At 63.0% G+C, this 13,247-nt stretch carries 11 protein-coding genes; 6 read left to right on the top strand and 5 right to left on the bottom strand.

Translation table 11 applies throughout. The features are described 5' to 3' along the window. Nucleotides 1-17: 17 nt before the first annotated feature. Together AYR47_RS26020 and AYR47_RS26025 are read left to right on the top strand one after the other, a co-directional pair. Nucleotides 18-1,634 carry an NADP-dependent glyceraldehyde-3-phosphate dehydrogenase gene (locus AYR47_RS26020; protein ID WP_061448935.1) on the top strand — a complete coding sequence of 539 codons (1,617 nt, stop codon included), beginning with the start codon at nucleotides 18-20 and terminating at the stop codon, nucleotides 1,632-1,634. Nucleotides 1,635-1,657: 23 nt separating this feature from the next. After that, nucleotides 1,658-2,716 (top strand): FUSC family protein, encoded by a 1,059-nt coding sequence (locus AYR47_RS26025; RefSeq protein WP_061449487.1) that lies wholly within the window; start codon nucleotides 1,658-1,660, stop codon nucleotides 2,714-2,716. A 180-nt stretch (nucleotides 2,717-2,896) separates the two neighbouring features. Here AYR47_RS26025 and AYR47_RS26030 read toward each other — a convergent pair whose 3' ends face one another. Continuing rightward, a complete protein-coding gene (locus tag AYR47_RS26030; RefSeq protein ID WP_033901339.1) occupies nucleotides 2,897-3,655 on the bottom strand; it encodes a TetR/AcrR family transcriptional regulator in 759 nt (252 codons plus the stop codon). Between the two features lie 360 nt (nucleotides 3,656-4,015). Between AYR47_RS26030 and AYR47_RS26035 the strand changes: the two genes are divergently transcribed. Genes AYR47_RS26035 through AYR47_RS26050 form a run of 4 tightly spaced genes read left to right on the top strand, consistent with a single transcriptional unit; the run spans nucleotide 4,016 to nucleotide 8,639 of the window. Next, nucleotides 4,016-4,720 carry an ABC transporter ATP-binding protein gene (locus tag AYR47_RS26035; RefSeq protein ID WP_033901366.1) on the top strand — a complete coding sequence of 235 codons (705 nt, stop codon included), beginning with the start codon at nucleotides 4,016-4,018 and terminating at the stop codon, nucleotides 4,718-4,720. Further along, a complete protein-coding gene (locus AYR47_RS26040) occupies nucleotides 4,717-5,934 on the top strand; it encodes an ABC transporter permease (protein WP_061448936.1) in 1,218 nt (405 codons plus the stop codon). The genes AYR47_RS26035 and AYR47_RS26040 overlap by 4 nt, the downstream gene beginning before the upstream one ends. Beyond that, entirely contained in the window at nucleotides 5,927-7,405 is a 1,479-nt protein-coding gene (locus tag AYR47_RS26045) for a TolC family protein (protein ID WP_061448937.1), read from the top strand. Before AYR47_RS26040 ends, AYR47_RS26045 begins: the two co-directional genes overlap by 8 nt. Further along, the gene (locus tag AYR47_RS26050; RefSeq protein ID WP_033901336.1) at nucleotides 7,395-8,639 is read left to right on the top strand and encodes an efflux RND transporter periplasmic adaptor subunit; all 1,245 of its coding nucleotides are present in this window, start codon (nucleotides 7,395-7,397) and stop codon (nucleotides 8,637-8,639) included. Before AYR47_RS26045 ends, AYR47_RS26050 begins: the two co-directional genes overlap by 11 nt. A 15-nt stretch (nucleotides 8,640-8,654) precedes the next feature. Here the strand turns inward: AYR47_RS26050 and AYR47_RS26055 are convergent, their stop codons facing one another. Genes AYR47_RS26055 through AYR47_RS26070 form a run of 4 tightly spaced genes read right to left on the bottom strand, consistent with a single transcriptional unit; the run spans nucleotide 8,655 to nucleotide 13,244 of the window. Then, nucleotides 8,655-10,049 (bottom strand): FAD/NAD(P)-binding protein, encoded by a 1,395-nt coding sequence (locus tag AYR47_RS26055; protein WP_061448938.1) that lies wholly within the window; start codon nucleotides 10,047-10,049, stop codon nucleotides 8,655-8,657. 12 nt (nucleotides 10,050-10,061) lie between these two features. After that, complete coding sequence (locus tag AYR47_RS26060) at nucleotides 10,062-10,829, bottom strand: ABC transporter ATP-binding protein (RefSeq protein ID WP_061448939.1); 768 nt, start codon at nucleotides 10,827-10,829, stop codon at nucleotides 10,062-10,064. A gap of 3 nt (nucleotides 10,830-10,832) precedes the next feature. Beyond that, nucleotides 10,833-12,173, bottom strand: coding sequence for an ABC transporter substrate-binding protein (locus AYR47_RS26065; RefSeq protein WP_038846048.1), 1,341 nt, complete (start codon nucleotides 12,171-12,173; stop codon nucleotides 10,833-10,835). A 21-nt stretch (nucleotides 12,174-12,194) separates the two neighbouring features. Further along, nucleotides 12,195-13,244: a branched-chain amino acid ABC transporter permease gene (locus tag AYR47_RS26070; RefSeq protein WP_061448940.1), complete on the bottom strand. Its 1,050-nt coding sequence runs from the start codon at nucleotides 13,242-13,244 to the stop codon at nucleotides 12,195-12,197. Between the last annotated feature and the right edge of the window lie 3 nt (nucleotides 13,245-13,247).

Below are 13,247 nucleotides of genomic sequence, written 5' to 3' on the forward strand. Positions count from 1 at the left end.
ATTCCAGGGGTAGCGACATGACCACCAGCAACCTGCTCGCCCAGCTGTTTCCCGCTTCCGCCGCCGAGATTCCCGAGACATTCCAGCTAGGGGCGCCCATTGAACAGCGTGATTACCTGGTCGATGGCCAGTTGCAGGTGTGGAACGGCCCCTTGGCCAAAGTGCAGAGCCCGGTGCAGTTTGGCGACGAACGTGTGCATATCGGCAGCACGCCGCTGCTGGACGCCGAGACCGCCCTCACCGCCCTGGATGCCGCCGTGCGTGCCTATGATCGGGGCCAGGGTGAATGGCCGACGATGCGCGTGGCCGAACGTATCCAGCACGTCGAAGCCTTCCTGCGACGCATGCGTGAACAGCGCGATGCCGTGGTCAAGCTGTTGATGTGGGAGATCGGCAAGAACCTCAAGGACTCGCAGAAAGAGTTCGACCGCACCTGCGACTACATCAACGACACCATCAATGCCCTCAAGGAACTCGACCGTCGCTCCAGCCGCTTCGAGTTGGAACAGGACACCCTCGGCCAGATCCGCCGCGTGCCGCTGGGCGTGGCGCTGTGCATGGGGCCCTATAACTATCCGCTGAACGAGACCTTCACCACGCTGATTCCGGCGTTGATCATGGGTAACACCGTGGTGTTCAAGCCGGCCAAGCTGGGCGTGCTGCTGATCCGCCCTTTGCTGGAAGCGTTCCGTGACAGCTTCCCGGCCGGGGTGATCAACGTGATCTACGGCAGTGGCCGCGAAACCGTCAGCGCGCTGATGGCCAGCGGCAAGATCGATATCTTTGCGTTTATCGGCACCAACAAGGCCGCCAGTGACTTGAAGAAACTGCACCCCAAGCCGCATCGCCTGCGCGCAGCACTGGGCCTGGACGCGAAAAACCCAGGCATCGTGCTGCCCGAAGTGGACCTGGACAATGCCGTCAGCGAAGCCGTCACCGGTTCCCTGTCGTTCAATGGCCAGCGCTGCACCGCGTTGAAAATCCTCTTTGTGCATGAAGACGTGGTCGACCGTTTCATCGAGAAATTCAACCAGAAGCTGGCCACGCTCAAACCCGGCATGCCGTGGGAAGACGGCGTGGCGCTGACGCCATTGCCCGAAGTGGGCAAGGTGGATTACCTCAACGGCCTGGTGGCTGACGCCGCGCAACACGGTGCCAAGGTGGTGAATGCGCACGGTGCCGAGAGCCGCGGATCGTTCTTCTACCCGGCGGTGCTATACCCGGTGAACCCGCAGATGCGCGTGTACCACGAAGAGCAGTTCGGCCCGGTGGTGCCCATCGTGCCCTACCGCGACCTGGAGACCGTGATCGACTACGTGCTGGACTCGGATTTCGGCCAGCAGTTGAGCATTTTCGGCACCAACGCCGTGCAAGTCGGGCGCCTGGTGGACACTTTTGCCAACCAGGTCGGCCGCATCAACATCAACGCCCAGTGCCAACGTGGCCCAGACACGTTCCCGTTCAACGGGCGCAAGAACTCGGCCGAGGGCACGCTGTCGGTGCATGACGCCTTGCGCGTGTTCTCGATCCGCACCTTGGTGGCGACCAAGTTCCAGGAGAGCAACAAGGCACTGGTCAGCGACATCCTGCGTAACCGCGATTCGAGTTTCCTGACCACCGATTACATTTTCTAGAGGACGATTCGTCGTTGATTAACCTGCATCTGCCTGTGTTTGCCCGGCGCCTGTTGCGCCCCCTGCTCGACCCGTACCGCCGCTATCGCCATGCCAAGCTGATCCACGCCGTGCGCGTGTCCATCGGCTTGCTGGCGACGATCCTGCTGACCACCGGCATCAACCTGCCCCACGGTGAGTGGGCGTCGGTGACCATGCTGGTGGTGATCGGCGGGTTGCAGCACCACGGCAATATCGGCAAGAAAGCCGTGGAGCGCGCCTACGGCACATTGATCGGCGCCAGTGTCGGCTTGCTGCTGGTGGTTCAGGAAGCCTATGTCGGCCAGCCATTGCTGACTTACCTGCTGATGTCGGTGGTGTGCGGGTTCTTTTCCTATCACGCCATCGGCAAGGGTGGGTACACCGCGCTGTTGTCGGCGATTACCGTGTTTATCGTCGCCGGCCACGGTGACAACCCGCTGTCGGATGGGTTGTGGCGCACGGTCGACATCCTGATCGGTATCGCCCTGGCCCTGGCCTTTTCATTTGCCCTGCCGCTGTACGCCGTGTACTCCTGGCGCTACAACCTGGCCAGCGCGTTGCGCGATTGTGCCGAGATCTATAGCCGGATCATCAACGGCGAGTCCGTCACCAGTGACGAACACCTCAAGCTGCTCAACCGCCTGAATGCGGCGATGCTGCAGTTGCGCTCGCTGATGCCGTCGGTGTCCAAGGAAGTGCGCATCTCCATGACCGAACTGGACGCGATCCAGCGGCATTTGCGGATGTGCATCAGCACCTTGGAAATTCTCGGCAACACCCGGCCCGACCCTCGCGATGAACAGGCGATGGCGCGCATGCAGGTAATGTTGAAGGCCGAGCATAGGCAGATCCGCGTGCAACTGGTGGGGATGGCGCGGGCGTTGAAGTCGGGGGTGACGGAGCGCTTGGAGCGGCAGAGCCATCCGGGTGTCGAGCCGGCACTGGATGCGCCGGTGTACAGCGCGCTGGATGGTTATCGGCTGCTGACGCTGCAACTGGCGCAGAACGTGGATGCGATGCGCCAGCGGTTGGCCAAGAGTGCGGGGCGCTGGAAAATCTGAATCCGCTGGGCAAAAAGGGAGATTCCCACGCGTTTACAGTTTTCAAACATTTCACACTTTGCCTTACAAAGTTTTCACGTTTTATTCACATCCCGGAACGTAGTGTGAAGCCTCATCCGTTACAAATGTTGCATATCAAGCCCGCCGCCCCAGCGGGCTTTTTTTTGCCTGGGATTTGAGTCAACGCGCTGCTTTACTGGCGGGCGTCGTGGCCTGTTCACGAATGGCACGCTGGGTATCCAGCACCTTGGCCAAGGCATGTTCCGCCTCCGGGCTTTGCTGTGGCACACGAATCGCTGCCGACACCAACGTGATCAACTTGGCCATCACCTCGGCATCCGTGGCCGGACGGCCCAGGCTCATGGAGTTCATCAGCAGGCGCAGTTCGGTACCGGCCATCACCCCGGAAATCGCCTTGAGGGCAAATTGCAGACGCACGCCCAGCTCATTGCGCGGCAGGTCCGGCAGGGCCAGGGCAAAGGCTTCGAAGAACCGCTGGAACACTGGCTGGTAATGCACCTTGAGGTATTCCTGGATAAACGGCGACGTGTCGCTGTACACCCGCCCCAGGAAACGGATAAACGAACGCCCTTCCCCACTGGCGCTGGCCGGATCGCTGCGCTCCAGGCCCATGGCCGGGGCGAACAGCACGCCGAGCAGGGTGTCGCAGTCCAGCGGGCCGTCGGCCTGCGCCTCGCAGCGCGCGAGCAATTCCAGGCGCTGTTCGTTGAGCGGCTCCAAACGCTGCTTGAGCAGGGTTTGCATCAGGGAATCCTTGTCCCCGAAGTGGTAGTTCACCGCCGCCAGGTTCACCTGGGCACGCTCGGTAATCTGCCGAAGCAGAACGGCGTCGTAGCCATACTTGATGAAGAGAGCCTCTGTCGCATCCAGCAATCGAGTCTTGGTGATGTTTGGAGCGCTGACTTTCTTCGCGACCATAGAAGTTCCACGTAGGAAATATTGTTTAAAAAAATAATTTGATTTTTTATACCGGGGCCCTCGTTCGAAAGCAAGTAGTGACACACCGCCATATGATCGAAAGCCTTGGCCGACGGGCCCGTCGGCGACAGGCAAGCTGGTTTTCCCCAACCTCCCGACCCCTTTGAGTAGGCCTTTTCCCAAGCTGAAACCGCTCTACATCGACGGCTGGCGAAGCGGCTGGAAGGCGGTTAGTATTCAAACAATATTTTAAAAACAAGAAACAAAAACCGGTCCATGGCGCACCCTGAGGCGACCCCTAACTTGTTACAAGGCTTTACCGGGGACGATGACGACGGCGTCGAGACTGAAGGCGTATTCATGACAGATACTCCCGCGCACCCAGGCTTGATCTCCCTGCAAGGCATCGGCAAACGCTATCAGCTGGCCGGGCAGCACCTGTCCATTCTCAATGATGTCTGCCTGTCCATCGCCCGTGGTGACAGCTGCGGCATCCTCGGGGCCTCCGGCTCCGGCAAAAGTACCCTGCTCAATATCCTCGGCCTGCTGGACCTGCCCAACTGCGGCCAGTACCACTTTGCCGGCCACGATATCTTCAACGCCACGCCCGACGAACTGGCGGCGATCCGCAACCAGCAGATCGGTTTTGTGTTCCAGAGCTTCAACCTGTTGCCACGCCTCAGCGCCCTGGACAATGTCGCCCTGCCCCTGAGTTATCGCGGCGTGTCACGCCATGAATCGGTGGAACAAGCCCTGCGCATGCTCGAACAGGTCGGCCTGGCCGACCGCGCTCACCATCGCCCCGCCGATCTGTCCGGTGGCCAGCGCCAACGCGTGGCCATTGCCCGGGCGCTGGTGGGCAAGCCCTCGGTGATCCTGGCCGACGAGCCCACCGGCAACCTCGATAGCACCACCGCCCAGGACATCATGGACCTGCTGCTGGCGCTGAACCGCGAGCAACAGGTCACCCTGATCATCGTCACCCACGACCCCCACATCGCCGAGCGCCTGGACCGCAAGATCCTGGTGCGCAATGGCGTGGTGCAAGAGGCCGGGCGCCCATGAAGGAGCGGGTAAGGAGCAGCCTGCGGGTCGAACAAAGCCTCAGCCAACTGCTGCATGAAGCCTTCGTCAGCCTGCGCACCTTGGGCAAGCGCTCGATCCTGGCCCTGCTGGGTATCGTGATCGGCAGCTCGTCGGTGGTGGCATTGATCAATATCGGCAATAACGCGGCGGTAGATGCCGCGATGATTTTCAAGGACATGGGCACCGACACCCTGATCGCGCAGTTCCCCCCCAAGGGCGCCAGCACGGTGCCGATGCCCGCGCGCCTTGACCTCGACGCCGTACGCCAGACAGTGCCAGGCATCGACCATATCGGCGCCCTCACGTTGTTCAGCGGGCCCGTGGTGTTTCATGGTCGTACCGTCAACGCCAACTTCGTCGGCAGCACGCCGGACATCAAGGGCGCGATGCGCCTGGCGGTGCAGCAGGGGCGCTTCCTCTCGGGCTTCGATGCCAATGAAACCTACGGCGTGATCGGTGACCAAGTGGCCCAGTCACTGAGTGCGCCGGGCGATCCCCTGCAATTGGGCGATCGCGTGCGCATCAACGATTACCTGTTCCTGATCGTCGGCATCCTGCGCAACCAGCCACGGGCGATGCTGATGCCGGTGCAAGCCAACGATTCGCTGTTCATTCCCGCCGAAGGCATGCGCCGCATCTATGCAACCCCGCAGATTGGCAACGTGATCATCCGCGCCGCGCCCGGCCAGGACATGGAACGTATCGCCAAGGACGCGGCCGCCGCGTTGAGACCGCAACTTCCCGACCACGATGTGGACATCCAGGTGCCCCAGCAAATGATCGACGGCATGACCCGGCAAAGCCGCACCTTCGCCTACCTGTTGCTGGCCCTGGGTGCGATCTCGCTGGTGGGCGGTGGCGTGGGGGTGATGAACGTGATGCTGATGAACGTCTCGGAGCGCCGCCGCGAGATCGGCATCCGTATGGCGCTCGGTGCGCGGCAGCGGGATATCCGCAACCTGTTCCTGCTCGAAGCCGTGACCCTCACCGCCGTCGGCGCGCTTTGCGGCGCGGTACTGGGCATGACCGCCGCGTGGCTGTATGCCTGGCTGTCTGGCTGGGAGTTTGCCTTGGCGGTCGCCGCCTTGCCGCTGGGGGTGGGCAGTACTTTGCTGGTGGGGTTGTTCTTCGGCATTTACCCGGCGGTCTCGGCCTCACGCTTGCAGCCGGTGGAGGCCCTGCGCGATGAATAAATGGCTCTGGCTGCTCGCATTCGCCAGCCTGCCCGGCATGGCCGCCGACGTGGTGATCAAGCCATCGGCACCCAGTACCACCCGCAGCGGCTATGACCGCAGCGTCTCGTTGAATGCCCAGGTCACCACCCTGACCCTGGGCGATGCGGTGTACCTGGGCCTGCGCAACAACCCGGCGATCCGCAGCGCCTACCTGCAACGGGTGGCGCAGAAGTTCGACCTGCGCGTGGCCGAAGATGTGTTCAACCCCAAGCTCACCCTCAACAGTTATTACCGCACCAACCGTGGCTCCGCCGACAACACACGCAATGCCAACCTCGCGCCGGCCACCAGCCTGCTCAGCGAATACGGCACGCGCCTGAGCATGGCCTGGACTCAACAACTGAACACCGCCGACCGCGCCGGCCGTTACCGCAGCGACGGCCTGGACCTGGCAATTATCCAGCCGCTGATGCGCGGCGCCGGCTGGGACGCCACCACTGCGCCGCTGCGCCTGTCGCGCCTGTCGGAACAGGCCAACCGCCTGAACCTCAAGGCCACCGTGGCGCAGACCATCAGCCAGATCATCGCCACCTACCGCGAACTGCTGCGCGCCCAGGAGCAATTGAGCATCGTGCAGGACGCCCTCAAGCGCTCCGGCACCTTGCTGGAAGTGAACAAGGCGCTGATCAATGCCGGGCGTATGGCGGAGTTCGAAATCGTGCAGACCGAAGCCGATATCGCCACCCAACAACTGGGCGTGGAAGAAGCGCAGAACCAGCTCGATTCCAGCCGCCTGGCCCTGCTGCGCCTGCTGGCGCTGGACCTGTCCACGCCGATTCGCGCCACCGAAGCCCTGGAGGCCAAGCCCATGCAGATCGACAAGCGCCAGGCCTTCAACCTGGCGCAGACCCAGCAGCCGGAATACCTCGCCGCCCTGCTCGGCAGCCAGCAAGCCGACCTCAACCTGGTGATCGCCAAGGATTCCGGGCGCTGGCAGGTCGACCTGGTCGCCGGCGCCAACCAGGTACGCGATGCCTACGACAACAACGCCGGACACACCAACAATCGCACCTGGGACAGCTACGCCGGGGTGCAGGTGAAAATCCCTATTGGCGATATCAGCACGCGCCAGGCCGAAGTGCGCGCGCGGGTGAACGTGGAGGATCAGGAGATCCGCATCACCGACGCGCGCCAGGAACTGGAACGCAGCGTCAACGATGTAGTGCGCGACCTTGGCACGCGCTGGCGCCAATATGAAATCTCCCTGCGCGCCGTAGAGTTGTCACGGCGCAAGATCGAGATCGAACGGGAAAAACTCAGCGCCGGACGCTCCACCAACTTCCAGGTGCTGAGTTTCGAGACCGACCTGCGCAACGCCGAAAACGCGCAGCTCAATGCGCTGATCGCTTATTTGAACGCCCAGACCCAGCTCGACTTGACCCTGGGCATGACGCTGGAAAGTTGGGAAATCGCCCTCAATGACTACTAATCAGAAACGCCTGCTGGGCGCTGTACTTATCCTGTTGCTGGGCGGCGCAGGCCTGGCCTTGCGCAGCCCGGCCTCCGATCCGGCCAGCACTCCCGAGCAGTGGCAGGCCGTCCAGCCCGACGCGCTGGTGCACCAGATCGGTCTGGTGGGCAAGATCGAGCCCGACGCCACCATCACCCTCACCGCACCGTTCGACGGCAACGTGCAAGCCAACCTGGTGGAGCAAGGCCAGCGGGTCGAGGCTGGCCAGGTGCTGCTGCGCATGGACCCGGCCACCCTGGAAGTGCAACTGCGCGACGCCCTCTCCGCCCAACTCAAGGCCCGGCGTACCGTGCAGGAAATGCAGGACTGGGACAACGGCCCCACCGTCAGCCGCGCACGCCGCAGCTTGCGCACCGTCGAAATGACCGCCGGCAATACCCAGCGCAAACTCACCGAAAGTGAAAACCTGTTCCAGCGCGGCATCATCCCGCGTAACGAACTGGACGACCTCAAGCAACAGACCCAGCAGCAACAGCTGGACCTCGCCTCCGCGCGCAGCGAACTGCAGCAGGCCCTCGACCAGGGCAAGGGCGAATACCGCCAGATCGCCGACATGGAACTGACCAACGCCACGGTGAGATACAACGCCTTGCACAAACTGCTTGAAGGCAAAGAAGTCAAGGCACCGTTCTCCGGCATCGTGGTGCCGCCGCCCGGTAATAATTCAACTCAGGGCGGCGGCAACAATACGGCCCCGGTGCAGGCCGGCAGCAAGGTCAGCCAGGGTCAGGTGCTGTTTGGCCTGGCGAACATCGAGCGGCTTAAAATCGTCGCCAAGGTCTCTGAGCTGGACATCAACCAGTTGCACCAAGGCCAGGCGGTGGAAGTGCTGGGGGACGGGTTTGACGGCGAGCGACTGAGCGGCTCGGTGAGCGTGGTGAGCGGCTTGGCGATTGCCAGTGACGGCCAGGGCAGTGCGCAGTTTCCGGTGACCTTGTCGATTCCCAAGCTCACGCCGCAGCAGTTGCAACGGGTGCGCCTGGGGATGAGTGCGCGGTTGACCATCGTGACCTACAACAACGCGCAGGCGATGGTGATTCCGAGCCAGGCGATAGGGCCGGATATGACGGTTGAATACCGCGAGGCGATGGATAAGCCGGTGGAGCGGGTGAAGGTGACGACCGGGCAATCGACGCCCCAAGGCGTTGAGGTGTTCGGTTTAAAGCCCGGCTTTGTGAAGACCTCGAAATAGATGGCGATCCCACAGTTAGATTTGTGTCAGCTTGGCTGCCAAGGCCTTCGCTTGAATCGCGACATCCGTCACCGCCGTGCTTTCCCACCACATCCCCCGCAACGGCGGGCCCATGGCGAACAAGCGCTGGCTGACCTGCCCCTGGGCATCCACCACGGCCCCCGAAACATCCGCCGCAATCCCCAACGCCAACGGCCCAGGCTGGATCAGCCCACGCTTGAGCAATTGCCGGGGCAAAGGCCGGGCCACGCGCCGCCAGTCGTATTCGATACCGCTGGAGTTGATCAGCGCCGCGCCGCTAACCCGCTGCACCGCCTGCTCGCCCCGGTAGCGCACACCAATGGTCACGCCCTCGACCGAAGGTTCCAGGCCTTTGAACGACGCCGCCCGAATCCGCAACCGTCCCTCATCCTGCAAGCGTGCCACCAACTGCGCACTCAACGGCGGAGAACGGTGGTGATGGCTTTCCCACCACGGCCGCACATGGCGTACGAACTGGCGTTTTTCACGCTCACTGGCCCGGCTCCACAGCCGGCCGATATGCGCACGGACCGTGTCCAGCGGTGCCTGCCAATCGATGCCCTGTGCTTGCGCCAGAGCGCATTGCCGACGCACCTCGCGCAGCAATTGCCGAGGGCTGCGCAGGCGGTGATCTTCGCCAAGGAAATCCGCCCAGCTCGGCGGCTGTCGGCGCACATGGGGCAACAGGCCATGGCGCGAGAAAATCTCGATGGGCCCGCGATGCCCGGCCTGTTCCAGGGACACCACCGCATCAACCATGGTCAGCCCGGAACCGATGATCAGCACCGGCGCTTGCGGGTCAATCGCGGTCATGGCTTGCACATCCCAGGGATCCACCGCCGCTGCGTTCAACCCGCTGGACTCGGTCTGCGGTGTGCGCGCCGCCGGGAACATGCCGGTGGCCAGCACCGCAACACCGCCGCGCAATTGCTGGCCGTCATCCAGGGTGAGCAGCGCTGAACCTTGGTCCACCTGCAGGTCGACCCCTTCGGCACGCACATGCTCGACGCTGGAGGCAGACTGCGCCTTCGCCTCGGCCAAGCGTTGCTGGGCATACAAACCGAAAATCCCGCGCGGCGGGAACAGTTCGCTGATCGGCACAGGCTGCTGACGCGACTCCGGCCAGCCGCCGGCGCCAATGTACTCGGTGAGCCATTGAGTCAGATCGTCGGCATTGTCCGGGTCGACACTCATGCGCGCCGCATTGCCGTTCAGGGTGTGGCCCAGTTCGACAGCGCTGTAGGCCTCGCCCCGGCCGAGCTCGGCACGCGGCTCGATGACCAGGATCCGGCGCCGAGCCGGCAGGCGCAGCAGTTGCACGGCCAGCATCGTGCCGCTCAGGCCGCCGCCGATGATCAGTACATCAGCGTTGCGGATGGATTCAGTCATGCAGAGTCGCCCTTACTGTTTGCCCAGGTAAATGTCATGCAAGTCGCCCCGCGCCAACAGCTCAGCGGCGCTGCCACTCAAGGCCACGCGACCAGTATCCAATACGTAGCCGTGGGACGCATAGTTCAGTGCGACATTGATGTTCTGCTCGGCGATCAGGAAGCTCACCTGCTGCTCACGGTTGAGCTGCGCGATGATCTCGAAAATCTCCTGCACGATCATAGGCGCCAAACCCATGGACGGCTCGTCGAGCAGTACCAAAGTAGGACGGGTCATCAACGCCCGGCCGATGGCGACCATCTGCTGCTCGCCGCCCGAGGTGAGCCCGGCGCGGGTGTGGCGCTTGGTCTTGAGCCTTGGGAACCAGGCGTAGAGGCGCTCCAGGTCCTGCTCCATGTCCTTGCGGCTCAAACGCCGCACGAAGCCGCCGCTGCGCAGGTTGTCTTCGACCGTGAGTTGGCCGAACACATGACGACCTTCCAGCACGTGGACCATACCCTGGCGCACGCGCTGGCTGGGATCGACACCGGCCAGGTCCAGGCCCGCGTATTCGATCACGCCCCGGCTGACCTCGGCCCGCTCGGCACGTACCAACCCCGAAATCGCCTTGAGGGTGGTGCTCTTGCCGGCGCCATTGGCACCGAGCAAGGCGACGATGGCGCCCTTGGGCACGCTCAGCGACACCCCGGCCACCGCGAGGATCGCGCCGTCGTAGATCACTTCGATATCGTTGACCGTGAGCAGAGACGGTCTGGCGGATTCAGCGGCGGGCTGGCTCATGGTTTATTCATCTCCGGTGCAGGTGCGCGGTGTCAGGCCTTTTTCCTTGGCGAAGGCGGCGGATTTTTCATCGATCAAGGGACGCAGCAGCGCGCGGTCGGCGGCGATCCACTCGCTGATCAGCGTCCAGTTGGCGCCGTCCCACTGCTGCACCCGCGCCGAGCCGCCACCTTCGTGGTCGCGGCACGACAGCTTGAGGTTCTGCATCAGGCCCAGGTAGCCCATGTCCTTCAAGCGGGCGTCGTCAATGTTCAGGTGTTCCAGGCCCCAGCGGCCCTCTTCGCCATTCAGCGGGCGCTTGCCGAACTTGGCCTGGCCGGTGCGGATCGCTTCCACCGCCACGGCGGCGTTCACCAGGCCGGAGTTGTAGTAGACGCTGCCGAAGTTCTTCAGGTCCTTGAGGTCGCTGTGGCCCTTGTCGAGGATGGATTGCTTGAGGCGCTTGTGGATCTCGAAGTCGGCACCTGCCGGGTACGGCGTGAGCGCCAGGTAGCCCTTGGCGGCGGCACCTGCGGGTAACACGTCTTCGCTGGAACTGGCCCAGATATCGCCGATGATGTGGTCGACCGGGAAGCCGAAGCGCGCGGCGGTCTTCACCGCGACCGGGGTCGATACGCCCCAGGTGCGCAGGAACACCCAGTCCGGGTTGGCCTGGCGGACCTGGCGCCATTGTGCGGACTGTTCGTTGCCGGGATCGGCCACTGGGATCTGGATGTTTTCAAAGCCATACTTCTCCGCCAGCAATTTCAGCGGACCGAGGGTTTCGCGACCATAGGCCGAATCGTGATAGACCGTGGCGATCTTCTTGCCCTTGAGTTTGTCGAAACCGCCCTCGCGCTGGGCGATGTAGTTCACCAGGGTCGAGGCCTCGCTGTAGAACGTCAGCATCACCGGGAAATTGTAGGGGAACACGGTGCCGTCGGTGGCTTCGGTGCGGCCGTAGCCGAGGGTAATCAGCGGGATCTTGTCCACCTCGGCGCGTTCGCTCAGGGCATAGGCCGCCGGTGCGCCGTTGGGCTGGTACACCGCGACCGGCGCGCCATCCAGGCCATTCTTGAAGCGCTCGTAGCACTCGATGCCCTTCTCCGCCGTCCATTCGGTCTCGCATTCCTGCCACACCAGCTTGACGCCGTTAATGCCGCCTTCGACCTCGTTGATGTAGCGCAGGTAGTCGATCATCCCGGCCCACACCTGCACGCCGCTGGAGGCATAGGCGCCGACACGGTAGGTGGCCAGGGGAATGAATTGCTGGTCCGGCGAGGCCATCGCCTGGGGAACAGCACCGGCCAGGGCGGCCAGCGCAAACGCAGCGCCGGCCAGGGAACGTTTCAAGGATGCACGCATGGGAATTCTCTTGAGGGAATGTTAGAAACGCAGCGGCCACTGCCGCACACGGTCACGCAGGTTGTGCAACAGGCGAATCAAGCCCTCGGGTTCCTTGATCAGGAACACGATGATCAACACGCCAAAGATGATTTTCTGCAGGTTCTGCAACTGCCCCGCATCCACCGAACCGCCAAACAGCGCCTGCCCGGCGTGGCTGAGGAAAATCGGCAACAAACTGATGAAAGCCGCGCCGACAAAGTTGCCGGCGATGCTGCCCATGCCACCGATAATGATGATGAACAGGATCTGGAATGAACGATTGATATCGAAGCTGCTGGCGCTGGCCGTGCCCAGGTAGGCAAAGGCCCACAGCGCGCCGGCGATGCCGAGGTAAAACGAGCTGACTGCAAACGCCAGGCGCTTGTAGCGCACCACCGGAATACCGACCACGGCGGCGGCGGTGTCCATATCGCGGATCGCCATCCAGTTGCGCCCGACCTGGCTGCGCACCAGGTTGATCGCAGTCCAGGTCAGCAGCAGCACCGTGACCAACGTCAGCAGGTAGCGGCCCAGCGGCGTGTTGAGTTCGTGGCCGAACAGCGCAAGCTTCGGCGCGGAGATGGTCCCGGACGAGCCGTAGTTGTAGAACCAGGGGAATTTGACGAACAGCCACTCCAGGAAAAACTGCGCGGCCAAGGTGGTGACCATCAGGTAGAAGCCCTTGATCCGCGAGCTGGGCAGGCCGAACAACAGGCCAACCAACGCGCTGATAATCCCGCCGCCCAGCAGCGCCACCGGCAAGCCCAGCTCCGGCAGGCGCAGCAAAAACCCGTAGGTCGCAAACGCGCCGACGGCCATGAAACCGGCGGCCCCCACCGAGGTTTGCCCGGTGTAGCCGGTGAGCAGGTTCAAGCCCAACCCGGCCAACGACAGCACTAAAAAAGGAATCAGGATCGCATTGAGCCAATAGTCATTGCCCCACAGCGGCACCACGACAAAGGCCAGCGCCAACAGGCCAATCAGCCCCCAGGGAATGCGCCGCTGGATCAGCAGCAATGGCGCGGTGTCTTGAGCAACAGGGATCGACATGGT

This window comes from Pseudomonas azotoformans, from assembly GCF_001579805.1.
Taxonomy (GTDB): Bacteria; Pseudomonadota; Gammaproteobacteria; order Pseudomonadales; family Pseudomonadaceae; genus Aquipseudomonas; species Aquipseudomonas azotoformans_A.